Below are 24,291 nucleotides of genomic sequence, written 5' to 3'. Positions count from 1 at the left end.
GTCTCCCTATAAGAAGGCATTCAGCCCTTTAACACGTCAACAAGAGTGGTTCCCAGCGAGGCCGGGCTGTCAGCAACAACAATGCCCGCTTCCTTCATCGCCGCGATCTTATCCTCGGCACCGCCTTTGCCACCAGAAACGATCGCACCCGCATGGCCCATGGTACGGCCCGGAGGGGCTGTGCGTCCGGCAACGAACCCGACAACCGGCTTTTTCACCTTGGACTGCGCCAGAAACTCTGCCGCTTCTTCTTCCGCAGATCCACCGATTTCACCAATCATGATAATGGATTGAGTTTCATCATCGGCCAAGAACAGGTCCAGCACGTCGATGAAATTGGTGCCATTCACCGGATCGCCGCCAATGCCGACGCAGGTGGACTGCCCCAGTCCGGCTGCGGTGGTTTGCGCCACGGCTTCATAGGTGAGTGTGCCGGAACGCGACACGATCCCCACCGAGCCACGGCGATGAATATGGCCGGGCATGATGCCGATCTTGCAGGCATCCGGCGTGATGACGCCGGGGCAGTTCGGCCCCACCAAACGTGAAGAAGAATTGGACAAGGCGCGCTTCACCCGCACCATATCCAGCACCGGAATCCCTTCGGTGATGGTGACAATCAATTCGATGCCCGCATCGATGGCTTCCAAAATGGCATCGGCGGCGAAAGGCGGCGGCACATAAATGGCGCTGGCATTGGCCCCGGTTTTTTCGCGGGCATCATGCACCGTATCGAACACCGGCAGATCCAAATGCTTGGTGCCGCCTTTGCCCGGCGTCACACCACCGACCATCTGGGTGCCATAGGCAATAGCCTGTTCCGAATGGAACGTGCCCTGACTTCCTGTGAAGCCCTGACAAATGACCTTGGTATTTTTATCAACGAGGACAGCCATTGGCTCATGCCTCCCCTTTTACAGCGGCGACCGCTTTCACGGCGGCGTCATTCAGATCGTCGGCAGCGGTAATCGCCAAGCCGGATTCACTTAGCATCTGCTTGCCCAGTTCCACATTGGTTCCGGCCAAACGCACGACCAAAGGCACGGTCAGGTTCACTTCCCGAGCTGCGGTGATAATGCCATCAGCGATAATGTCGCACCGCATGATGCCGCCAAAGATATTCACCAGAATGGCTTCAACATTTTCATCGGACAAGATGATCTTGAAGGCTTCGGTCACACGCTCTTTGGTGGCTCCGCCGCCCACATCGAGGAAATTGGCAGGCTCGCCACCTTTCAGCTTGATGATATCCATGGTGGCCATGGCCAGACCGGCGCCATTCACCATGCAGCCGATAGAACCATCCAAACGGATATAATTCAGCTCGTGCTTGGCAGCACGCAGCTCCATTTCGTCTTCTTCCGATTCGTCGCGCAGTTCGCGCACATCGGCATGACGGAACAAAGCATTGCCATCGAAGGACATTTTCGCGTCCAGAACCACCACATCATTGTCTTTGGTGACAACGAGCGGATTCACTTCCAAAAGGCTGGCATCCAGATCGATAAAGGCATCATAAAGCGCCTTCACCACCTTCATGGTTTTTTTCAACGCATCGCCGGAAAGCCCAAGGCTGAAGGCCACGCGCCGCTGATGATGGGGCATCAGGCCCGTGGCCGGGTCGATGGTGATGGTATGGATTTTTTCCGGCGTTTTGGCCGCCACTTCCTCGATATCCATCCCGCCTTCGGTGGAGGCGATGATCGCCGGACGCCCGGATGCCCGATCCACAAGAATCGACAGATAAAGCTCTTTATCAATGGCGCAGCATCTTCGATATAGACGCGGCGCACCTCTTTGCCTTCGGGGCCGGTCTGGTGCGTCACAAGCTGCATACCCAGCATATTGCGGGCGCAATCTTCCACTTCCTGGATAGATTTCACCACCTTCACGCCGCCGCCTTTACCGCGACCGCCCGCATGGATCTGCGCTTTCACAACCCACACAGGGCCACCCAGCGCTTTTGCAGCGTCCACAGCTTCGGCCGGGGTATAAGCAACGCCCCCGCCAAGCACGGCCGCACCGTATTTTTTGAGCAGGCTTTTCGCCTGATATTCATGAATATTCATTCAATCGCTTCCTTGTCAGGATCACATCGGTCCACCACCAGAAAAGGTGATCAGGCACCAATGCTCTGGTCGATTTTTTTCACCGCGTCTACAAGACCACTCACTGCGTCCACAGAAGTCTGGAACATGGCCTTTTCGTCTTTGGTCAAGGACACTTCGACAATGCGTTCAACACCACCGGCACCGATGACCACCGGCACACCCACATACATGTCATTGACACCATATTGGCCCGTCAGATGGGCGGCTGCGGGCAGAACGCGCTTCTTGTCTTTCAGATAGGCATCAGCCATTTCGATGGCGCTGGTGGCGGGGGCATAAAAAGCCGACCCGGTTTTCAGCAATTTGACAATTTCCGCGCCGCCATCACGGGTGCGCTGCACAATGCCGTCGATATTTTCCTGTGTGGTCCAGCCCATTTCAATAAGATCGGGCACCGGAATACCGGCCACGGTGGAATAGCGTGTCAGGGGAACCATGGTATCGCCATGCCCGCCCAAAACGAAAGCGGTCACATCTTCAACGGACACCTTGAATTCATTGGCAAGGAACAAGCGGAAGCGCGAGCTGTCGAGAACGCCCGCCATACCCACAACCTTATTGTGCGGCAGGCCGGTGATTTCGCGCAAGGCCCACACCATCACGTCCAGAGGGTTGGTGATGCAGATCACAAAAGCATTGGGCGCATAAGTTTTGATGCCTTCGCCCACCGCTTTCATGACCTTGAGATTGATGCCCAGAAGATCATCACGGCTCATGCCCGGCTTTCTGGGAACGCCGGCTGTCACGATCACCACATCGGCGCCTTCGATGTCTTTGTAATCTTGCGTGCCCTTGAATTCGCCATCAAAGCCTTCAACCGGCCCCGATTGCGCAAGATCAAGCGCTTTGCCTTGGGGCAAGCCCTCGACAATGTCAAAAATTACGATATCGCCGAATTCCTTCAGCGCTGCGAGATGAGCCAACGTGCCGCCAATATTGCCGCCGCCGATCAATGCGATTTTGGCTTTTGCCATAGGATGCCTGCTCCATGCGTCATGCGACCGCCGCGCGCGGTCGGCTGGATGAGAAGAGAGCGACGGACATTTTGGGCCGCGCTCTCTTGAAACGGAAAAGCGCCTTCAAGCCGGGTACGTAGCGCGAATTCCAATGCAGCACAAGAGGCGCAACGGACGCCAAAGTCGCAATTGCGCGAGCACCCCGTGTGCAGTTTGTGTATATAGCGCGTGACCGTGACTTCACCAAGCCATCAGGCCGTTTTATCGCACCCCGTGACCACGCTTTAAATAATCTTGCGATTGCATTTCCAGCAAGCGCGACACTGTACGCTCGAATTCAAACGACTCAGAGCCATTTTTATAAAGGTCTTGCGGTTGGGCCTGGGCCGAAGCCAACAGCTTCACATTCTGCTCATAAAGCACATCCACCAAGGTGGTGAATCGCTTGGCTTCATTACGCTGGGCCGGCCCCATTTGCGGCACCGCCACCACAATCACCGTATGATATCGATGGGCAATGGCCAGATAATCCGCTGCCCCCAAAGGGTTGGCGCACAGCCGCTTGAACGAGAAAACCGCCACCCCCTTGCAGGCTTTGGGCACGAAGATCTCGCGACCTTGTGCTTCGATTTTATCAGAAGGCACATCACGCTCATTGTCCACATCGCGGTCGGTGAGGCGAAAAAAATCGCGGCTCAAGGCCTCGGTCGTTTCCGTATTCACCGGTACCAACCATGTATCCATGCCGCGCATACGTTCTAACCGGTAATCAATGGGGCCATTCAGCCCGATGATATCGAAGCGGCTTTTCAGCAAGGCGATAAAGGGCAGGAAAAGCTGGCGATTCAAACCATCTTTGTAAAGGTCGTCGGGGGGGCGGTTGGATGTGGCGACGATCACCAGTCCATGTGCCAGAAATTCTGTAAACAACCGCCCCAATATCATCGCATCCGCCACATCGGTGACGTGAAATTCATCGAAGCACAGCAAGCAGGCTTCCCGCGCAATACTTGCCGCCACCGGCGGGATGGGATCATCAGACCGGGCATCGCCGCCGCGCTGTTTGCGTTCCATGGGGCTAAGGCCGCGCCACTCATTGAGACGCGCATGCACATCCAGCATGAATTCGTGAAAATGCACCCGACGCTTGTGCTGAATGGGGGCGGTGGCGAAAAACAGATCCATCAGCATGGATTTGCCGCGCCCCACACCGCCCCATAGATAAAGCCCGTTTGGCGGCCGGGAGGCTTTTTTGAACAGCCGGGAAAACAACCCGCGCCCACGATCATCGGCGCAGTGATGAGCAAACAGCGCCTTTTGCAGCGCTTCCAGATGCGCCACCACATCCGCCTGCACCGGATCAGGGCGCAAATCCCCCGCCTTTACCAACGCATTATAGGCAGCAATGGGGCCATCATCTGGCCGGGGGATCCAACTCAAATCATTCACGCGGCGTCTTCCACCTCAAGCCCCACAAGGGTACGGGCGAAAATTTCAGCATCAAAGGGCCGCAAATCCTCCACCCCTTCTCCCACGCCCACCGCATGGATAGGCAGGCCGAATTGTTCCGCCGCCGCCACCAAAACGCCGCCCTTCGCCGAACCATCCAGCTTGGTCATGACAATGCCTGTCAGCTGCGCCACCTCGGAAAATACCTTCACCTGATTGATGGCATTCTGGCCAGTGCTGGCATCCAGCACGATCAGCGCATCATGGGGGGCGGTTTCATCCTGCTTGCGGATCACCCGCACGATTTTCGCCAGTTCTTCCATCAGTTCCGTGCGGTTTTGCAGCCGTCCGGCGGTGTCGATCATCAACACATCCACATTTTCGGCCTTGGCGCGGGTCATGGCCTCGAACGCCAGCCCCGCCGCATCGCCGCCCAGCCTGGTTGTCACCACGGGGCAGCCGGTGCGCTCGCCCCATACCTGCAACTGTTCCACCGCCGCCGCGCGAAATGTATCGCCCGCCGCCAGCATCACCGATTTGCCCTGTTCTCGAAATTGCTGCGCCAGCTTGCCGATGGTGGTGGTTTTGCCCGCGCCATTCACCCCCGCCATCAAGATCACATGGGGGCGATGAGCTGGATCGATCGTCAGGGGTTTGGCCACGGGCGCCAAAATCTCCGTGAGATAGCCCGCCAAAACACCGCGCACATCTTCAGCAGAGATTTCCTTGCCAAAACGCTCCCGCGCCAAGGATTGGGTCAGTTTCGATGCCACCGACACCCCAAGATCCGACGTAATCAGCAGATCTTCCAGTTCTTCCAGTGCCGCATCATCCAGCCGCCTTTTGGTGAAAATATCACCAATGCCGCCAGACAAGACGCCGGTAGAGCGTTTCAGCCCCTCTGTCAGCCGCCGAAACCAGGATTTCTTCTGCTCCGTCATGGGCGGGATGCCCTTTCCATATGGCCGCTCTTTTCTTCTTGTTTTGCCCGACCGGTTTGCAACGCAACAGCGTGCAACAGACCGTCTTTATGGGCTTCTATCTGTACATCCAACAAGGTTCCGGGTGCAAAATCGCCCGCCACCCGCACCGGAGCAAATTGCTCGGAATGGCCCAAAGCCCCGGCCGCGCCGTTTTTCTCGATCAACACCTGAAGGCGCTTGCCCACAAGACCGGCCAAAAGCGCCTCCACTTTGCGCTCTCCTGCGGCCCGCAGGCGGGCAGCCCGTTCTTTACGCACAGCCCCGTCCACTTGCGGCATACGCGCCGCAGGGGTGCCCTCCCGTTCGGAATAAGGAAATACATGCAGCCATGTAAGGTCGCATTCCTCCACCAGATCCAGCGATTTTTGGAACATGGCTTCGGTTTCCGTGGGAAAACCCGCAATGATATCGGCCCCGAACACCATATCGGGCCGTCTGGCCTGCACATCGCGGCAAAAGGCAATGGCATCGTCTCGGCTGTGGCGGCGCTTCATGCGCTTCAGGATCATATTGTCTCCCGCCTGCAAGCTCAGATGCAAATGCGGCATCAAACGCCGTTCCGACACGATGGCGTCAAACAATGGCCCATCCACCTCGATGGAATCGATGGAAGAAATGCGCAGACGCGGCAGCTCCGGCACATGGGTAAGGATTTGCTGCACCAGCCGTCCCAAGGTGGGGGTGCCGGGAAGATCCGCGCCCCAACTTGTGATATCAACGCCGGAAAGCACCACCTCGCCATAGCCATTCCCCGCAAGACGACGGATCTGCTCCACCACCTCGCCCGCCGGAACGGAGCGCGAATTGCCCCGGCCATAAGGAATGATACAAAAGGTGCATCGGTGATTGCAGCCATTCTGGATCTGGACAAAAGCCCGCGCCTTGTCTTCAAAGCCTTCGATCAGATGCCCCGCCGTTTCGGTGACCGAAAAAATATCGTTCACCTGCACTTTTTCAGCACCGCCAATGGCCAGATCCGCAAAGCTTTTCGCCTGCATCTTTTCCGCATTGCCGATCACATGATCCACTTCCGCCATTTCGGAAAACATGGCGGGGTCCACCTGCGCTCCGCAGCCGGTAACGATCAGCTTGGCATCGGGGCGGGCGCGACGGGCGCGGCGGATCGCTTGCCGGGCCTGACGCATGGCTTCTGCCGTCACCGCACAGCTATTGACGATGATGGTGTTTTCCAAACCGGCCGCCACCGCATTGTCACGCATGACTTGCGATTCATAGGCGTTGAGACGACAGCCAAAGGTAATTATTTCGGGTGCGGAACGATCTGTCATGCGCCATGTCCCAAGGGCAAAGCCACGCGGCCATGAAATGCGATCTCCGCGTCGCCCGACATCAGCACATGATCCGCATCATCCCAAAGAATATGCAAGGCACCGCCAGACATATCAATCTGTGCCGCACGGCCCGCATAGCCACGCCGGTGCGCGCCCACAAGGCTGGCACAAGCGGCGGTGCCGCAAGCCCGCGTCAAGCCAGCACCGCGCTCCCAGGTGGCAACGCTCAAATGATCGGGGGCCAGCACCCGCACAAAGGACACATTCACCGCTTCAGGGAACCACGGATGATGCTCCAAAGTCGAACCGATTGCCCGCACATCCACATCCAGCCCGCCTTCAAGAAAGAATAAAAGATGCGGATTGCCCATCGAAAGCGCTGTGGGTTGCGACAGCCCCCCTTCATGAAGGTCCAGCATCAGTGTATCCATCTCGTGGCTCAAAGGCAGGTCCTGCCAATGAAAGCCGGGGCGGCCCATATCCACCCGAATACCAAAGGCGTCGCGGTCGGCGGCCAACAACCCGGCGCGCGTGCGGATCAAGGCCCGGTCACGGCCCGTTTCTTCCAAGATCAACCGCGCCACGCAGCGTGTGGCATTGCCGCAGGCGGCCACGGTACTGCCATCGGCATTGCGGATTTCCATGAACAGATCGGCAGGCCCACCTGCATCCGGCTTTTTATCAGGGTGCAAGACAATCAACTGATCGCAGCCAATGCCGGTTTGCCGGTCAGCAAGCGCGCACACGACATCATCGGTCAAAGCCAGCGGAATTTCCCGGGCATCGAACACGATAAAATCATTGCCCAACCCGTGCATTTTTATAAACGGGCGGCCATGTGGCGAAGCATTGGTCATGGTGTCGCCTTATATGGGCGCAGATGCTCCCGAGTCCAGCGTCAGAACAGCATCAGCCAAACAAGACAGGCACAATCCACCAACACAAGACGGTGATCACCAGCGTCCCCAACAGATTGAGCCGAAAGCCCGCCTTCACCATATCGGGAATACGGATCTGCCCGCTGGCATAGACAATGGCATTAGGGGCAGTGGCCACCGGCAACATGAAAGCGCTGGACCCCGCCATGGCCGCAGGGGCCGCCAGCAGGATCGGCGCAAAACCGCTCACATCGGCGATCGACCCCAAAATCGGCACCAAAGCCGCTACAGTGGCCGTGTTGCTGGTCAGTTCTGTCAGGAAAATGATCAGCAACACGATGGCCCCGATCAGAAAAATCAACGGAAAGTCCGTCAGGGGGGCCAAACCATTGCCCATCCATTGGGCCAGTCCGGTGGTGCGAATGGCTGCCGCCAAGCTCAGCCCGCCTCCGAATAAAAGCAACACCCCCCAAGGCAGCCGCGCCGCCTGATCCCAATCCAGCAAAGCCGCTTGGGGATGTGCGCCGTCTTTTTGTCCCTTGCCCGCAGGCACCAAGAACATGGCCAACGCGCCGGCAATGGCGATATTCATATCCGACAAATAGGCAAGACCCGGAAGATCATTCAGCAACAAGCGCAAAGCCCAGGCCCCGCCCGCCATGGCAAACACCAAAGCCACACGCTTTTCCGCTGTGCTCATCCGGCCCATATCTACCAATGCGCCCGTCACCACCGCGTGCCCTCCATGCACATCATCTGCGGCAAAGCGAAAGCTCAGGCGGGTCAGCACAAACCATGCGGTGGGGATCATCACCGCCACCACGGGCACGCCAAAGGCCATCCATTGGATAAAGGCGATTTCCACCCCTTGGGTTTCGCGCACGAAGCCCACCACAAAGGCATTGGGTGGCGTGCCTATAATCGTGCCAAGCCCGCCAATGCTGGCCGACCAGGCAATGCCCAAAACAAGCGCCAGACCAAAAGGGTGGCGGTCCGCCTTATCCCCAAGAACCGTCTTGGTCACCATCAAGGCAATGGGCAGCATCATCAGGCACGTGGCGGTATTGGATACCCACATGGACAACAGCGCCGTCGCCACCATGAAGCCCAGAATCAACGCCCCCGGACGATCGCCGGATCGCGCCACGATATGAAGGGCAATGCGCTTGTGCAGGCCCCAGCGCTGCATGGCCATGGCCATCACAAAACCGCCCAGCAGCAGAAAAATGACCGGTTCGGCAAAGGGGCGCGAGGCGTCGGCGGCGCTCGTCACCCCGGCAAGCGGCAGCACAATAAGCGGCAACAAGGATGTGGCCGGCACCGGAATCGCCTCAACAGCCCACCAACTGGCCATCCACACCGCCAAGGCCACAACGATCCACGCATCGTCGGACAACCCCGCAGGCGGCGGCAAAACAAAGACCAAGACAGCAAGCACAGGGCCAAGAACAAGACCGATATTTTGATAAAGCGCGCGTTTTTGCGGCTGCAAGACGGACGCGATCTGATTTTCGCTCACCTTTTCCCCATTTCTTATGATGGCGCGCTTATGGGCTTGCCCCTTTAAAGGAAGGCTAGACAGCACATGATGCCTGCGCAAGAGGGCAAAAAGAGAGACATGAACCTTCCCCCTTTCGGGCTTCACTTGCGCTCCCTTGCTGATTTATATGGCAAGACCGGCAAGACCATGCGAAGCCAGCCTCCCCTTACCGCGCGTCATCAAAAACAAGAAAGCCCTCGCCATGCCCAGTTTTTCATCTCTCCTGTCTGGTCTTGAAAAAACGGAAAGCGGGTATCGCGCCACGGTGTTTGAAGACTGGCTACAGGGCCGCACGCTTTATGGCGGCTTATCCACAGCCCTCAGCTACGAAGCGGTGCGGCAAAGCCTTGATGGTGCCACTCCCCCTTTGCGGTCTGCGCAAATTGCCTTCATTGGCCCCGCATCGGGCGATCTGGCCATAAAGGTCACACCATTACGCCAAGGCCGCTCCGTTCATTTTTTGTCGGTGGATGTGGTGGGGGAAAAGGGCCTTGCCACCCGCGCGACCTTTTGCTTCGGGGCTGCGCGCGGCTCTAGCCTGACCCTTGACCCGCCAGCCATGCCCGATGTGCCCGCTCCTGAAAATCTTCTGGATATTCCGCCGCTTCCCGGTGCGCCCAATTTCATCAAACATTTCGATATGCGCCTTGCTATACCGCCTGGCAAAGAAAAAGCCGCCGTCCTGTTCTGGGTCCGCCACCGGGACATAAAAGCCCATCAAAGCGTGGAAGGGCTTTTGGCGCTGGCCGACAGCCTGCCCCCCGCCATCATTATTGCCAAAGGTAAAATGGTCCCGGTCAGCACCATGACATGGCAGGTCAATATGCTCCAGCCGCGCCCCGAAACCCGCGATGGCTGGTGGCTTGTGCAATCCACGGCGGAAGCGATCGAGGCGGGCTATTCCAGCCAGCCCATGATGGTCTGGTCCCGCGATGGCACCGCCATGATTTCAGCGACACAAAGCATTGCCGTATTCGATTGACCCCACAAGCCTCCGGCCTGCCGCCCGCTGATCCGCTTTTCATTGACAAGCAATGGCTGCGGCAGTACATATCCCGCCGCTTCGCAATGATGTGCGGGCAACAGCTTTAAAACCCGGCTTAACCGCTGGGCCCTTGGATAGCCAAGGGTCTCCACCAGTCAGCGAGGATTCGCCCACTGGTGCCATTGGTTATTGTCAGGCCTTATGGCTGGAACAGGATCACCCCGGTTTTTCCGGAAACGAATTGAAAAGCACATGTTTGAGTCATTAAGCGATCGCCTTTCCGGCGTTTTCGACAAGCTCAAAAAACGCGGCGCGCTATCCGAATCGGATGTTTCGGCTGCGATGCGCGAAGTGCGCGTGGCCCTTTTGGAAGCCGATGTGGCCCTGCCGGTGGTCAAGGATTTCATCAAGCAGGTTTCCGGTAAGGCCGTTGGCCATAATGTCTTGAAATCGGTGACGCCCGGTCAGCAGGTGATCAAGATCGTTCATGATGAACTGATCGCCATGCTTGGCGGCAGCGCCGATCAAGAGCCGCCAGCCAGTTCCGAAACCCTGTCGCTCATCGGTGTTCCGCCGGTTGCCGTGTTGATGGTAGGCCTGCAAGGTTCGGGGAAAACCACCTCCACCGCAAAAATCGCCAAGCGTTTGACGGAAAAAGACCGCAAGCGTGTTTTGATGGCCTCTCTGGATACCCGCCGCCCCGCCGCGCAAGAACAATTGCAGGTGCTGGGCGAGCAGATCGGCGTCAAGACCCTGCCCATCATCAAGGGGCAAATGGCAACGGATATCGCCAAACGCGCCATGGATGCGGCACGCCTTCAGGGCTTTGATGTGGTGATGCTGGATACCGCTGGCCGCATGCATGTGGATGCCGCGCTCATGGCCGAAGTGATCGCCGTGCGGGACCGTGTGCAGCCCGTGGAAACCCTTTTGGTCGCAGATGCGCTCACCGGACAAGATGCCGTCACGGTGGCCAAGGCCTTCGACGATCAGGTGGGCATCACCGGCGTTGTGCTTTCCCGTATGGATGGCGACGGGCGCGGTGGTGCGGCTTTGTCCATGCGCGCCGTCACCGGCAAGCCCATTCGCCTTATCGGTACGGGCGAAAAGTCCGATGCCATCGAACCGTTTCACGCCACACGCATTGCCGGACGTATTCTGGGCATGGGCGATGTGGTGTCGCTGGTGGAAAAAGCCGCGGAAACCATCGAAGCCGAAGATGCCGAGCGTATGGCCGCGAAAATGCGCAAGGGCCAGTTCGATCTGGACGATTTGCGCAGCCAGCTTCGCCAAATGAAAAAGATGGGCGGCATGAAGGGCCTGATGTCCATGCTGCCGGGCATTGGCAAGCTGGCCAAAGGCGCCTCGCAGCTTGATGACAAGCTGTTGGGCCGGCAAGAAGCCATCATCTGCGCCATGACACCGAAGGAACGCCGCGATGTGCGCGTTCTCAATGCCTCACGCAAGCGGCGCATTGCCGCTGGCGCCGGTGTCAGCATTCAGGACGTGAACAAACTTCTGAAAATGCACCAGCAGATGTCCGGCATGATGAAGAAAATGTCGAAAATGGGAAAGAAGGGCGGCATGCGCGGCATGCCTTCTCTCCCCGGCATGGGTGGCATGGGCGGGGCGGCTGGTTTGCCCGACTCCATGGGCGATCTGATGGGCGGCCTTGGTGGCGGCCCACAAGGTGGTGGCCTGCCGCCCGAGCTTGAAGCGTTGATGAAAAAGAAAAAATAACGAACCCGATCGAGAAAGGATCACTGTTATGGCACTTGCAATTCGTTTGGCCCGTGGTGGCGCGAAAAAACGTCCTTATTACCGCATCGTTGTGACCGACACCCGCAATCCCCGCGATGGTCGCTTCATTGAAAAGCTGGGCACCTATAATCCCCTTCTCCCCAAAGACAGCGAAAACCGCGTCACCTTGGTGGAAGACCGGATCAAACATTGGCTGGGCCATGGCGCAAAACCCACCGACCGCGTTGCCCGCTTCTTGGAAGCTGCCGGCCTTGTTGAAAAGAAAGGCCCGCGCAACAACCCCAATAAAGCAAAGCCCGGCAAGAAAGCCCAGGAACGCGCTGAAGAGCGGGCCAAGCAAGCGGAAGATGCCGCCGCAGCGGCTGCCGAGCCTGCTGCTGAAGCCGCCGAAGCCTAAGTCTTAGGCCCAGGCTAGGCACAAAGGGAGCGACAGGGCATGAGCGCTTTGGGCCCGCAAGACCGCAATCGCGTGTGCATCGCCGCTTTGGCGGGGGCACATGGCGTGCGCGGTGCGGTGCGGCTGAAGCTGTTTACACAAACCCCCGAAGCGATCGCCCACTATAGCCCCCTTTATCTGGAACACAGCGACATACCCATCACGCTGCGCCTTACCGGCCCCATCAAAGGGGGCTGGGCGGCGCGGCTTGATGGCGTTGATAACCGCGATCAGGCACAGGCTCTGTCGGGGAAAAAGCTTTATACGACCCGCGAAGCCCTTGAATCCGCCGCCCTCCCCGATGCGGACCAAGAGGAAGACAGCTATTTCCTTGCCGATTTGGCCGGACTTTCCGTGCTCTCCCCACAGGTGCGCCTTTGGGTGTGGTGCGCACGGCCCATGATTTCGGCAGCGGCGATCTGTTGGAACTGGCCCTTGATGCCCCGGCACCAGGATTGGGGAAGTCCGTTCTTTTGCCCTTTGATCGCCGATTCGTCCCCGACGTGGATCTGGCGGCCCGCCAAATAACCGTGGATCTGGCCCTGTGGCTGGATTTACAAAACGATTCAAAATCGGACATATCCGAAGCATCTGATGCAGATTCGTCCGCGCCATGAGTTGGACCGCACAGATCCTGACCCTTTATCCTGACATGTTTCCCGGGCCTTTGGGGGGCAGTTTGGCAGGAAAAGCGCTCGAAGACGGCATCTGGGCAACAGAAATACTGGACATTCGCAATTTTGCGCGTGATAAACACCGCACCGTTGACGATACGCCTGCGGGCGGCGGTCCCGGTATGGTGCTTCGGCCTGATGTGGTGGGGGCTGCAATTGATGCAGCACGCACCAAGGCGGAAGAGACTTGGCCACTTGTTTATCTCAGCCCGCGCGGGCGCCGGTTCGATCAGGCAATGGCGCGGGAATGGGTTTCTTGTGGCGGCGTGACGATGCTATGTGGCCGGTTCGAAGGAATCGACCAGCGGGTTCTTGAGGCCCGCGCCGTTCAGGAAGTCAGCCTTGGCGACTTCATCCTCTCCGGAGGAGAAGTAGCGGCGATCGCCATGCTGGATGCGGTGATACGGCTTTTGCCGGGCGTAATGGGCAAGCACCAAAGCGCCGAAGAAGAAAGTTTCGAGCGGGGACTATTAGAGTACCCGCACTATACCCGCCCACAAATCTGGGAGGGACGAGAGATACCGGCGGTGCTCAATTCCGGGCATCACGGGAAGATTGCCGAGTGGCGACACAAAAAAGCGGAAGAAGTGACCCGCTTATGTCGGCCAGACCTCTGGTCGACCTATGAGCGACGTCATAAAACATGAAAGGTCATGTCCAATGAACGTCATTGAGAAACTTGAAAAGGCCGAAGTTGAAAAACTGATGGCCGGTAAAACGATTCCCGATTTCCAGGCTGGCGACACCATCAAAGTGATGGTGAAGGTGGTCGAAGGTGAACGGGAACGCCTGCAGACATTTGAAGGTCTGTGCATTGCCCGCAATGGCGGCAGCATCAATGCCTCCTTCACCCTGCGTAAAATCTCGTTCGGCGAAGGCGTCGAGCGCGTTTTCCCGCTTTATTCGCCCATTCTCGATTCCATTACGCTGGTACGTCGCGGTAAAGTGCGGCGCGCCAAGCTGTATTATCTGCGTGGCCGCACCGGTAAATCCGCCCGTATTGCCGAGCGTCAGGACTGGCGCAACAAGCCAAAAGGCAAGGCGAAAGCCGCCGCTGCGAAAGCAGCTGCCGCCGAAGCTCCGGCACAGGCCGATTGATCCACAGCCAACAGCTATGGTGATAAGACGGGCGGTGCCATGGGCATCGCCCGTTTTTTATTAAGCTGCCCTCTATCTTGATGGCCGCAACGAAGATACCAAGACGGACCTTGTGAATCTTTCAAGATCATGGGATAGGAACGCCGCTTACATCTTTTTTTTGATGCACGGTTATACAAATCTTTCAAATCAGGAGCGTTGTGCGATGGGCTATCGCCTTGCCATTGTTGGTGCCACCGGACTTGTGGGCCAGGAAATGCTGAACATTTTGGCGGAACGTGATTTCCCGGTAACAGAGATCGTGGCTTTGGCCTCTCGAAAATCCTTGGGCCAAGAGGTCAGTTTCGGCGAGAAAACCCTGAAGGTCAAAGCGCTGGACGATTTCGATTTCAAAGGCACCGACATTGCGCTGTTTGCAGCCGGTGGCGATGTATCCAAGACATACGCCCCCCTTGCCGCCAAAGCCGGGGCCGTGGTGATCGACAACAGCTCTTATTACCGGATGGACCCCGATGTGCCGCTGGTGGTGCCGGAAGTGAATGCAGATGCACTGGCGGGATATTCAAAGAAAAACATCATCGCCAATCCCAATTGCTCGACAGCGCAATTGGTGGTGGCCCTGAAGCCTTTACATGATGTGGCAAAGATCCGCCGCGTGGTTGTTTCCACCTATCAGGCGGTATCAGGCGCTGGCAATGAAGCGTCCGACGAACTGTTCCGGCAAACCCGGGCGATTTTCGTCAATGATCCCATCGAAACAGACAAGTTCACCAAACAGATCGCCTTCAATGTAATCCCCCATATCGACATTTTCCTTGAGGATGGCTCCACCAAGGAAGAATGGAAGATGACGGTGGAAACCAAAAAGATCCTTGATCCGGATATTGAATTGGTCGCCACCTGCGTGCGGGTGCCGGTCTTTGTCGGCCATTCCGAAGCGGTATTTGTAGAATTTGAAAATGATATCACCCCCGGTTCGGCACGGAAAATCCTGCGTGAAGCCCCCGGCTGCTTGGTCATCGACAAGCGAGAAGACGGCGGCTATGTGACACCGGCAGAATGTGCGGGCGAATTTGCCACCTATATTTCCCGCATCCGCCGTGACTCCACGGTGAAAAACGGCCTGAGCCTGTGGGTGGTCTCGGACAATCTGCGGAAAGGTGCCGCGCTCAATGCGGTCCAGATCGCGGAAAGCCTGATCGCCCGCCATTTGAAAAAGGACGCCTGACCGTTCTTTCCCGAAAAAATCCTTCACCAAAAGGCCGTTCTCACAGGGATTTCCCTTTTGGGCGGCCTTTTATTTTTTAGCGATGATCACACGGCATGGATGATGCCGGGGATATAGCCCAACAATGTCAGCACGATATTGATCCAGAAGTGCAGGCCAAAGCCCACCTGCAAAAACACGCCCAAGGGCGGCAGCAAAATAGCCAGAATCAAACGAAGAATATCCATAAGTCTTTGCGCTCCTGCTTTTCAATCAACATTATTTATACGGGAAATATAGCATTGCCAAGCCGGCGCAGGGCCAGCCATTGATTAAATATGGAGATGGACGGCTTTTTACTGTTGACAATCATTCGCAATCTCATAAATACAAAGGGCAAGAGATGAGGTATGTGAATGTATGTCTGTATCTGCAATGGCCTGACAGAAAACCGTGTCCGCGCGGCCGCCCGTGAAACGGGGGAGCGACGCTGTGCGCGCAGTTTGTATCGGCATCTGGGCTGCAAGCCGCAGTGCGGCCTGTGCCTTTCTTTTGCAAAAAGCGTTATCTCTGATGATGATAGGACGCCCGACCTGACTGGCGCCTCCCCGGCGGCCATTTGATCCTGTCTCTCAGTTTCATTATCAAGCGACTGATTTTTATAGGGAAATCTTGATATTTCCTGTCCAATGCGTACATATCTTTAAATGCCAGAGTCTCTCTGGTGCGATAAGGCATATCCAAGGCAGGAGAGAAAAGATGAAGGGCGACAAGAAAGTCATCGAGCACCTGAATGTGGTGCTGAAAAATGAATTAACCGCCATCAATCAATATTTCCTGCACGCACGAATCCTCAAGGATCGTGGTCTCGATAAGTTGGGCGACTACGAATATCACGAATCGATCGATGAAATGAAACACGCCGATCAGTTGATCGAGCGCATTTTGTTTCTGGAAGGTCTGCCCAATCTGCAGCATCTTAATCGCCTGAGAATCGGTGAAACCGTTCCGGAAATGCTGAAAGCGGATCTGGATCTGGAGATGGATGGCCATAAAGACCTGAAAGAGGCCATCGCCCATTGCGAAAAAGTGGAAGATTATGTGTCGCGTCAGCTTTTCCGCGATATTCTCTCCTCCGAAGAAGAACATATCGATTGGCTGGAAACCCAGATTGGCTTGATCGATCAACTGGGGCTGCCAAATTATTTGCAAAGCCAAATGGCCGAGTCCGCCGACTGATTCTGGGCCATAATCCATTTTCTCAGGAAAAAACGCTTGGCAATGCGTTCTTCATATGTTCATGGGCGGCGCTTGCCGTTAAGGTCATGGCATGACCGATGCCATCGCCACCTTTCCCGATCCGGAAACCGTCCTGTCCCGCCTGCCTGCTTTGGTGGTGGGGCACCGCGATGCCGCGCGTCTGTCGGTGGACGGGGAAATCACCAGCCTTAAATTCAACGAAGCCGCGCGCGCTTTGACCGATGAAGCGCATCTGGTGTGCAATCTGCCACTGATAACGCGCAAGCTGAGGCTGAATGTGGGCCAGACCGCAGCCTCTTTCGACCTTCTGGAGCTGTTTGCCTTTGTGCGCCCGGCACGATTCACCCTGCCGACCATTTTCGGGCTAGCGCAAAGCCTGTCCCTTGCCCATCCCCTTACATCCGACCCCATTGATGAAGTGGCGATATTAGGAACGCTGGCCCGGTGTTTGCTGGCGGATTTATCAGCCGATACCTATCGCTGGCACAAAGGCGTTGCCGCCACCGCCATGGCCATGGCCCGTGCCGGATGGCCGTGGGGACCGGTGGTGCTTGGTGCGCTTGGCCCGCGGGCAGAACGGTCCGGCGGCTTGGCGGCATGGCAAGGTCTGCCGGAATGGGAAGACGGGGCCCCCCCGCCCCCGCCTTCGGATCATTCGGTCAGCGAAAACGAAGCCTCACAGCGTTTGGCCAGCCTTTTGGGAGACGGGTCCGAAGCACGGCCCGCGCAAGCCCAATATAGCCGCTCTGCCACCCATGCCTTTCATCCCCGCACGGCACAGAATGCGCCCAATCTGGCTTTGGCAGAAGCGGGCACCGGCACCGGCAAAACATTGGGCTATATCGCCCCGGCCAGCCTATGGGCGCAAAAGAATGGCGGGCCGGTGTGGCTTTCAACATATACCAAGGCCTTGCAACGCCAGATCGATCAGGAACTGGCAAGGCTTTATCCAGATCCAAAAGAACGCGCCGCCAAAACCGTGATCCGCAAAGGCCGCGAGAATTATGCCTGCTTGCTGAATGTGGAAGAAGCCGCGCGCATTTCCTTTGCAGGGGCGGCGGGCACCCGCGATGCGGTACTGATGGGCTTGGTGCTGCGCTGGCTTTCCCACACCCGCGATGGCGATATGGTAGGCGGTGATTTTCCCAGTTGGCTGGGCAGCTATTTCGGACGGGCGCGTCTGGGTGCGCTCACCGACCATCGCGGGGAATGTCTTTATTCCGCCTGCGCCCATTATCGCCGTTGCTTTATCGAACGGGTGGTGCGCAAAACCCGCCGTGCCGAACTGGTGGTGGCCAATCATGCCCTTGTCATGACACAAGCCGCGTCCCGCAAAGGTGATCCGGACCTGCCCCGCCGCTTGGTGTTCGATGAAGGCCATCATGTATTCGATGCCGCCGACAGCGCCTTTTCCGCCCATTTATCGGGGGCAGAAGGGGCGGAATTGCGCCGCTGGTTAAGGGGGCGGGAAACCGCCACCAAGGGCCGGGCGCGCGGCCTTTCAAGCCGGGTGGAAGATCTTCTCACCGATGATGATGTGGCCATGGGCCATCTGCGGGATGCCCTGGAGGCCGCCCGCCTTTTGCCCGGACCGGGCTGGCTGGGCCGCCTGACTACAGACAGCCCGCGCGGCCCTTATGAGCAGTTCCTCGGCCATATCCGCGCCCAGATTTTCAGCCGTGTTTCCGATGCCCGTGGCCCGCACGGCCTTGAATGTGGCACGGAATCGCCTTCGCCGGATTTGTTGAAAGCGGCGGATATTCTGGCGCGGGCCATGACGGCACTCTCCCAGCCTCTTACCGCCTTGGCAAAGCGGCTGATTGCCCTTTTGGATGAGGAGGCCGACAGCCTTGACAGCGCCAGCCGGGGCCGTCTGGATGCCACGGCGCGGGCGCTTTCCTTGCGCTCGGATATGGTTCGCGCATGGGGGACCATGCTGGCCGATCTCAAGCGCACGCCCGATCCCGCTTTTGTGGATTGGTTCGCGCTCGACCGTATGGATGGCCGCGAGGTGGATGCCGGGCTTTACCGCCATTGGCTGGACCCCACAAAGCCCTTCGCCGATACGGTGCTGGAGCCGGCCCACGGGGTGCTTGTTACCTCGGCCACCTTGCTGGACCAGCGCACCGCCATGGAAGATGAAGATTGGTCCCGCGCCGAAACACGAGTCGGGGCGAGCCATCTGGTATTGCCCGCCAAGCGCTTTTCACTGTCTTCGCCTTTCGATTATGCCGCCAACACCCGGATTTTGGTGGTGAATGATTTACGCAAAGGCGATGTGACGCAATTGGCCGCGGCCTACCGGGCATTGTTTCTGGCGGCCAATGGAGGAGCCTTGGGGCTGTTCACCGCCATTGCCCGCTTACGCGCTGTCCATGGCAAAATCATGGGACCATTGGAACAGGCTGGCCTTCCCCTTTATGCACAGCATATCGATCCCATCGAAACCGGCACTTTGGTGGATATGTTCCGCGCTGAAGAACAGGCCTGTCTCTTGGGCACCGATGCGGTGCGCGACGGGGTGGATGTGCCCGGCTCATCCCTGCGCCTGATCGTGTTCGATCGGGTTCCCTGGCCGCGCCCGACCTTACTCCACAAAGCGCGGCGGGCGGCTTTTGGCGGCGCTCTTTATGACGATATGCTGACCCGGTTAAAACTATCCCAGGCCTTTGGGCGCTTGGTAAGGCGCGCCGGCGATCGCGGTATTTTCGTGCTGCTGGATGCGCAAACCCCCAGCCGCTTGCTATCCGCCTTTCCCGACGGGCCCACCCCTGAACGGGTTGGCCTGGCCAAAGCCATCGACATGACCCGCGATTTTTTCAACACGGCGCCTTCGCCGGAAAACCCCGAACGCTAACCGTTCCAAAGCATGTCGTTTTATGCTGTCGCGTTTTGCCCGGCTTCGGCTCTTGTACCATCGGCCTTGCGCACCTAAGTTGCAGGCTTGCACAGTCCTGCATATCAACCACTCACCCTTGTCTAGGAATTTGCTGTCATGTCAACGATCAGTCCGCAAACGGCCCTTGTTTATATCATGGTTCTCGTCTCGGCTTCCGACCGGACCATGAGCGACAGTGAATTGCGGCGCATGGTACAATCGTGCGGCATCTGCCCGCTTTTACAGACTATGAAGAAAACCGGCTGATCGACGATGCCCGCACCTGCGCCGAGATTCTGGATAATGATGACGGGCTGAGCGCGGTTTTGGGCCTGATTACAGAAGCCATCCCCAAAGACCATAATGACCTTGCCTATGCGGTTGCCTGCGACATTGCCGCCGCCGATGATCAATTAAGCCAAGAAGAATTGCGCCTTTTGGAAATCATCCGTCATCGCTTTTCGCTCGACCGCCTGACCGCTGCTGCCATTGAACGCGGTGTTGCGGCACGGCGAAAATCCTTCCCCAGCGAAGTTTAATCGCGTTTGCGAGAACGATTTGCGTTTCTTGCCGTTCATCCTTTTGTTCCGCTAACAAGAGGATGAACGACGATGATCAAAACACCGCTCAAGATCACGGCCATCGCGCTGACTTTCGGCCTTTTAGGGGCCTGCGATGCCGTGCCGGGCAGTGATGCCTGGTGTGAAAAGATGGCCAAGTCGGATAAAACGTCCTGGTCCGCCGAAGATGCCAAGACCTTCGCAGACGAATGTGTTGCGGAGCCGGCAAAAGAGAAAATTGACGACACAATGGACGATCTTCAAAACAACTAAATGGTTTGAAGGTTTTCCCTGCACGAGCACCCATGACCGCCGTTTTCTTCTGTTTTCGGCGCGCGCGGGCTTATGCGGCCTCTATGCAGCCTGTGCGCAATTTTAATAGCCGCTAAGGCCGCTATGGGGAACGCCGCGATCTTCCGGCGGAATATTGAAATCATAAAGGGTCAGCACAAAAGGCTGTTCGCCGGGCAGGGGATGAAGCGGAAAATCCAAAGCAAACACATCAATGCTGCGGCCATTGATCAGGGTCAGACGCCCACGGTTCAAAGCGATAGACGGTCCCGATGTTACTTTCTGAAGGTGGCGCTTTTGATCAATGGCACTGACATCTATCAATTCGCGTATTCTCGTCCCCTTGCGGAAGGATAAGCTCTTTCCAGCATGGTAGCTTTTGAAAAGTGCTTTCACCTCCTCCCCCACAATATGGGCGACCATATCCTCATTGTCTTCCAGCACCCGGCACAGGGTAAAGCGGCTGTGCATGCCCCGCAGATCGGTAAAAGAGACACTCTTGCGGGTGGGTTTTCCCTGTCGCGCCACCAGACCGGCCCACCATTTCGCATATGTATTAAGTGCCCCCAAATCCGGCAATGCGCGAAAAGCGGGATAATAAGCGAAGGCGAATCTCTGAGCCATTCGGGTCACTCCCATGAACAACAGTGGAAGTCTGCGTTCCTCTTCATAGATTTATCATGTGCAAACAATCCAGTCTGGGCCAAATATTCTCTTTGAAAAGCATGATACCGTTCTCTTTGCGCAACACAAAGCCCTGCGACCACCATTTCATGGCGAGGAGTGATGAATGAGCCGTGCCAAAAAAAACACCACCACCGCCGCTCCACAGCCTTGGCATAGCATGGCACCGTCCACGGTGCTTGAACGGTTTAAAAGCAATCTTCACGGATTGACCGATCAGGAGGCCGCCGAACGCTATCAGAAGAACGGCCCCAATCGCTTGCCCGCCTATAAGCGGCGGGGGCCGGCGATCCGGCTGTTCCTGCAATTTCATAATCTGCTGATCTATGTGCTGATCGGGGCGGCGCTTTTGTCGCTGGCCCTTGGGCACGGCATCGATGCTTTGGTCATCGCGGCAGTGGTGCTTTTGAATGCCTGATCGGGTTTATCCAGGAAGGTCAGGCCGAAAAGGCATTGGATGCAATCCGCACCATGATCGACCCGCAATGCTCTGTTTTGCGCGACAATTGCCGCCGCAGCATCGCCGCCGATCATGTTGTAACCGGCGATATCGTCTTTCTGGATGCGGGCGACCGTGTACCTGCGGATCTGCGCCTTTTGACCACCCATGCCCTTCATATGGACGAAGCCGCATTGACCGGAGAATCCCTCCCCATTGAAAAACAAACCGGCTCTTTGGCCCAGAGCACCGCGCTCGCGGATCGGTGCAATATGGCTATATGGGGAGCTATGTTGCATCGGGACAGGGCATGGGAGTGGTGGTCGCCACCGCACAAGACACGCAGCTTGGGCAGATCGGCACCATGTTGCAAAAAGTGGAGATCCCCAAAACCCCGCTGATCATACAGATGGATCAGTTTGCCCGCACGCTTGCCCTGCTGACCCTGTCGATCGCGGCCATCGCCTTTCTTTATACAACGCTGATCGGCACAACGCCTGTCGCCGATGCCTTCATGGCGGTTATCGGTCTTGCGGTTTCGGCTATCCCCGAAGGCTTGCCTGCCGTTCTAAGCATCACCCTTGCTCTTGGTGTGCAGCGCATGGCCAAACGCCACGCCATCATACGCAGGCTTCCGGCCGTGGAAACATTGGGGGCGGTATCGGTTATCTGCACCGACAAAACCGGCACGCTAACACGCAACGAGATGACCGTTAGCGCCCTTGCCCTGAGTGATGCAGCCTATGATGTGACCGGCGCCGGTTATGCGTCAGAGGGCGCAATCTTGCAGAACGGACAAGCCATCGACCCGGCAAAGCATCCCGGCCTGCCCGCCCTGCTAGAGGTGGCGGTGCTGTGCAATGATGCCCGTATCCGCAAATCCGGATCGACCCATGTGGCAGAAGGCGATCCCATGGAAGCGGCCTTGATCACATTGGCGATGAAAGCCGGGCAGGATCTGGCGCAGATCCGCCACCAATTCCCGCGCCGCATCACCCTCCCCTTCGATGCCCGCCATCGCTTCATGGCCACGCTGCATCCCGATGCACAGGGCCAATGCTTTGCCGCTATCAAGGGGGCGCCGGAAAAACTCCTTGCCATATGTACAAAAGAGCGGAATGCACAAGGCGAGGATCACCCCATAGACTTGGCCGATTGGCATAAGAAAATCGAGCAACTGGCCGCCCAAGGGCAACGGGTTCTGGCCTTTGCGGTCAAATCATTTCCTGCCGATAAACAAGAGATTTCCGTACAGGATTTTGAAACGGACGCAGTGTTTCTGGGCTGCATGGGCTTCATAGACCCGCCGCGAAAAGAAGTGACATCTGCCATCAAGGATTGTCACAGAGCCTCTATCCATGTGGTGATGATCACAGGCGATCACGCCGCCACAGCCACAGAAATTGCCCGCCAAATCGGCTTGTCCAATAACCCCGAAACCATCACAGGCGCGGAATTGGACCGGATGGACGACCCAGCTTTGGCGGCCGCCATCACCAAAACCGATGTGTTTGCCCGCACCACCCCGGAGCACAAACTACGGCTGGTTGAAGCCTTTCAAAAACAGAAACGCGTTCTTGCCATGACAGGCGACGGGGTGAATGACGCGCCTGCATTAAAGCGCGCCGATGTGGGCGTGGCCATGGGGAGGAAAGGGACCGAAGCGGCCAAGCAAGCCGCTGATATGGTGCTGGCGGATGACAATTTCTCCTCTATCGTTGCCGCTGTGCGTGAAGGACGCACGGTGTATGACAATCTGATGAAAGTGATCGGCTGGACATTGCCCACAAGCATTGGCGAGGCCATGACCATTCTCATCGCGCTGTTTTTTGGGCTGGCCCTGCCTGTAACGCCGGTGCAAATCCTGTGGATCAATATGATCACCGCTGTCGCCCTTGGCACCACGCTGGCATTCGAGCCAACGGAACCGGGCACCATGAGCCGCCCGCCCCGCAAAAGCGGACGCCCCATCCTTGATGGCGCTTTGATATGGCAGGTGCTGTTTCTTTCGGTTCTGTTTCTGGCGGGGGCCTTTGGCGTATTTTATAAAGCGCAGGCCAATGGCCTGCCCATTGAAGCGGCGCGGACCATTGTTGTGAACACCTTGGTGGTGATGGAAATCTTCTATCTGTTTTCCGTGCGCTATATCCACGGATCGTCCATCACATTGCGCGGTGTGATCGGCACAAAAGCCGTGCTGATCGGTGTGGCATTGGTGGTGGTGGGCCAATTGGCCTTTACCTATCTTCCGGCCATGCAGGCGGTTTTTGACACCCGGCCCATCAGTATTCTGGATGGGGCGATCATTCTCTTGATCGGCATAGCGCTGATCGTCATTGTAGAGATGGAAAAGAAAATCCGCCGGACTTTTTTTGCTCGAAAAACTGGAAAAATATGAAGATTCTCTTTTTGTGCGTTGCCAATTCCGCCCGCAGCCAGATGGCCGAAGGGCTGGCCCGCCATATTCTTGGCGACCGCGCCACAGTCGAAAGCGCCGGGTCCAACCCCACTTCTGTCAATCCCTTCGCCATCAAAGCCATGCAGGAAATAGGTATCGACATCACAGGCCACCGGTCCAAAATCGTCACGGCGGAAATGGCCGCCGCGAACGATCTGGTGATTACCCTTTGTGCCGACGAGGTGTGCCCTGCCTTACCCCCCCAAGTGCGCCATCTGCACTGGCCGGTCCCCGATCCCGCGTCCGATGATCCCGACCTTGGCCCAGCGCAATTGGAAGAGCGCTTCAAAGCCGCACGGGACAATCTTCACGCCCGCATCAAGGCGCTGTCCCAAAGCCTTTGACCCCGCG

22 protein-coding genes and 3 pseudogenes are annotated in these 24,291 nt (G+C 57.3%); 15 read left to right on the top strand and 10 right to left on the bottom strand.

What is annotated here, in order from left to right:
- Window positions 1-20: 20 nt before the first annotated feature.
- The 8 genes and pseudogenes from sucD to JCM17844_RS11710 form a co-directional block, all read right to left on the bottom strand.
- Window positions 21-896 (bottom strand): succinate--CoA ligase subunit alpha, encoded by an 876-nt coding sequence (sucD, locus tag JCM17844_RS11745; RefSeq protein WP_150001130.1) that lies wholly within the window; start codon window positions 894-896, stop codon window positions 21-23.
- A gap of 4 nt (window positions 897-900) precedes the next feature.
- Window positions 901-2,069 (bottom strand): annotated as a pseudogene (gene sucC / locus JCM17844_RS11740) (ADP-forming succinate--CoA ligase subunit beta).
- 50 nt (window positions 2,070-2,119) lie between these two features.
- Window positions 2,120-3,085: a malate dehydrogenase gene (gene mdh, locus JCM17844_RS11735; RefSeq protein WP_150001129.1), complete on the bottom strand. Its 966-nt coding sequence runs from the start codon at window positions 3,083-3,085 to the stop codon at window positions 2,120-2,122.
- 243 nt (window positions 3,086-3,328) lie between these two features.
- Window positions 3,329-4,516, bottom strand: coding sequence for a cell division protein ZapE (zapE, locus tag JCM17844_RS11730; protein ID WP_210431890.1), 1,188 nt, complete (start codon window positions 4,514-4,516; stop codon window positions 3,329-3,331).
- Entirely contained in the window at window positions 4,513-5,457 is a 945-nt protein-coding gene (gene ftsY, locus JCM17844_RS11725) for a signal recognition particle-docking protein FtsY (RefSeq protein ID WP_150001128.1), read from the bottom strand. Before ftsY ends, zapE begins: the two co-directional genes overlap by 4 nt.
- The gene (gene mtaB, locus JCM17844_RS11720; RefSeq protein ID WP_150001127.1) at window positions 5,454-6,788 is read right to left on the bottom strand and encodes a tRNA (N(6)-L-threonylcarbamoyladenosine(37)-C(2))-methylthiotransferase MtaB; all 1,335 of its coding nucleotides are present in this window, start codon (window positions 6,786-6,788) and stop codon (window positions 5,454-5,456) included. The genes ftsY and mtaB overlap by 4 nt, the downstream gene beginning before the upstream one ends.
- Window positions 6,785-7,648 carry a diaminopimelate epimerase gene (dapF, locus tag JCM17844_RS11715; protein ID WP_150001126.1) on the bottom strand — a complete coding sequence of 288 codons (864 nt, stop codon included), beginning with the start codon at window positions 7,646-7,648 and terminating at the stop codon, window positions 6,785-6,787. Before dapF ends, mtaB begins: the two co-directional genes overlap by 4 nt.
- Before the next feature lie 52 nt (window positions 7,649-7,700).
- Window positions 7,701-9,188 carry an SLC13 family permease gene (locus JCM17844_RS11710; protein WP_210431889.1) on the bottom strand — a complete coding sequence of 496 codons (1,488 nt, stop codon included), beginning with the start codon at window positions 9,186-9,188 and terminating at the stop codon, window positions 7,701-7,703.
- Between the two features lie 223 nt (window positions 9,189-9,411).
- Between JCM17844_RS11710 and JCM17844_RS11705 the strand changes: the two genes are divergently transcribed.
- From JCM17844_RS11705 to JCM17844_RS11675, 8 genes and pseudogenes are all read left to right on the top strand, one after another.
- Entirely contained in the window at window positions 9,412-10,191 is a 780-nt protein-coding gene (locus tag JCM17844_RS11705) for an acyl-CoA thioesterase (protein WP_210431888.1), read from the top strand.
- Between the two features lie 255 nt (window positions 10,192-10,446).
- A complete protein-coding gene (gene ffh, locus JCM17844_RS11700) occupies window positions 10,447-11,934 on the top strand; it encodes a signal recognition particle protein (protein WP_150001124.1) in 1,488 nt (495 codons plus the stop codon).
- A gap of 28 nt (window positions 11,935-11,962) precedes the next feature.
- Window positions 11,963-12,352 carry a 30S ribosomal protein S16 gene (gene rpsP, locus JCM17844_RS17370; protein ID WP_150001123.1) on the top strand — a complete coding sequence of 130 codons (390 nt, stop codon included), beginning with the start codon at window positions 11,963-11,965 and terminating at the stop codon, window positions 12,350-12,352.
- Between the two features lie 39 nt (window positions 12,353-12,391).
- Window positions 12,392-12,661: pseudogene (locus tag JCM17844_RS17485) on the top strand (ribosome maturation factor RimM); the annotation flags it as partial.
- A gap of 113 nt (window positions 12,662-12,774) precedes the next feature.
- Window positions 12,775-13,008, top strand: a complete 234-nt coding sequence (locus JCM17844_RS17480; protein ID WP_443093536.1) for a ribosome maturation factor RimM — start codon at window positions 12,775-12,777, stop codon at window positions 13,006-13,008.
- Window positions 13,005-13,712: a tRNA (guanosine(37)-N1)-methyltransferase TrmD gene (gene trmD, locus JCM17844_RS11685; protein ID WP_150001122.1), complete on the top strand. Its 708-nt coding sequence runs from the start codon at window positions 13,005-13,007 to the stop codon at window positions 13,710-13,712. The genes JCM17844_RS17480 and trmD overlap by 4 nt, the downstream gene beginning before the upstream one ends.
- Before the next feature lie 13 nt (window positions 13,713-13,725).
- A complete protein-coding gene (rplS, locus tag JCM17844_RS11680) occupies window positions 13,726-14,163 on the top strand; it encodes a 50S ribosomal protein L19 (RefSeq protein ID WP_150001121.1) in 438 nt (145 codons plus the stop codon).
- A 205-nt stretch (window positions 14,164-14,368) separates the two neighbouring features.
- Window positions 14,369-15,391, top strand: a complete 1,023-nt coding sequence (locus JCM17844_RS11675) for an aspartate-semialdehyde dehydrogenase (protein WP_150001120.1) — start codon at window positions 14,369-14,371, stop codon at window positions 15,389-15,391.
- A gap of 86 nt (window positions 15,392-15,477) precedes the next feature.
- Here the strand turns inward: JCM17844_RS11675 and JCM17844_RS11670 are convergent, their stop codons facing one another.
- Complete coding sequence (locus JCM17844_RS11670; RefSeq protein WP_150001119.1) at window positions 15,478-15,618, bottom strand: YqaE/Pmp3 family membrane protein; 141 nt, start codon at window positions 15,616-15,618, stop codon at window positions 15,478-15,480.
- Between the two features lie 511 nt (window positions 15,619-16,129).
- On the opposite strand from JCM17844_RS11670, the gene bfr reads away from it, so the two are divergent.
- The 5 genes from bfr (at window position 16,130) to JCM17844_RS11645 (ending at window position 20,341) form a co-directional block, all read left to right on the top strand.
- On the top strand, window positions 16,130-16,609 hold the full coding sequence (gene bfr, locus JCM17844_RS11660; RefSeq protein ID WP_150001117.1) for a bacterioferritin: 480 nt from the start codon (window positions 16,130-16,132) through the stop codon (window positions 16,607-16,609).
- A 91-nt stretch (window positions 16,610-16,700) separates the two neighbouring features.
- A complete protein-coding gene (locus JCM17844_RS11655; protein ID WP_150001116.1) occupies window positions 16,701-19,487 on the top strand; it encodes an ATP-dependent DNA helicase in 2,787 nt (928 codons plus the stop codon).
- Window positions 19,488-19,625: 138 nt separating this feature from the next.
- The gene (locus tag JCM17844_RS15280) at window positions 19,626-19,775 is read left to right on the top strand and encodes a tellurite resistance TerB family protein (RefSeq protein WP_210431886.1); all 150 of its coding nucleotides are present in this window, start codon (window positions 19,626-19,628) and stop codon (window positions 19,773-19,775) included.
- Window positions 19,730-20,047: a tellurite resistance TerB family protein gene (locus tag JCM17844_RS11650; RefSeq protein WP_210431885.1), complete on the top strand. Its 318-nt coding sequence runs from the start codon at window positions 19,730-19,732 to the stop codon at window positions 20,045-20,047. The genes JCM17844_RS15280 and JCM17844_RS11650 overlap by 46 nt, the downstream gene beginning before the upstream one ends.
- Before the next feature lie 72 nt (window positions 20,048-20,119).
- Window positions 20,120-20,341, top strand: a complete 222-nt coding sequence (locus JCM17844_RS11645) for a DUF3012 domain-containing protein (RefSeq protein ID WP_150001115.1) — start codon at window positions 20,120-20,122, stop codon at window positions 20,339-20,341.
- A 102-nt stretch (window positions 20,342-20,443) separates the two neighbouring features.
- Here the strand turns inward: JCM17844_RS11645 and JCM17844_RS11640 are convergent, their stop codons facing one another.
- Window positions 20,444-20,983 carry a hypothetical protein gene (locus JCM17844_RS11640; RefSeq protein ID WP_150001114.1) on the bottom strand — a complete coding sequence of 180 codons (540 nt, stop codon included), beginning with the start codon at window positions 20,981-20,983 and terminating at the stop codon, window positions 20,444-20,446.
- A 166-nt stretch (window positions 20,984-21,149) separates the two neighbouring features.
- Here JCM17844_RS11640 and JCM17844_RS11635 point away from each other — a divergent pair.
- Window positions 21,150-23,880: pseudogene (locus tag JCM17844_RS11635) on the top strand (cation-translocating P-type ATPase).
- Window positions 23,877-24,284 (top strand): arsenate reductase ArsC, encoded by a 408-nt coding sequence (locus JCM17844_RS11630; protein ID WP_150001113.1) that lies wholly within the window; start codon window positions 23,877-23,879, stop codon window positions 24,282-24,284. The pseudogene JCM17844_RS11635 and the gene JCM17844_RS11630 overlap by 4 nt, the downstream one beginning before the upstream one ends.
- Window positions 24,285-24,291: the final 7 nt, after the last annotated feature.

This window comes from Iodidimonas gelatinilytica, from assembly GCF_008579125.1.
Lineage (GTDB): Bacteria > Pseudomonadota > Alphaproteobacteria > Sphingomonadales > Rhodothalassiaceae > Iodidimonas > Iodidimonas muriae.
Note: the sequence above shows the minus strand (reverse complement) of the source record. Positions and strands in the feature narration are given on the sequence as shown.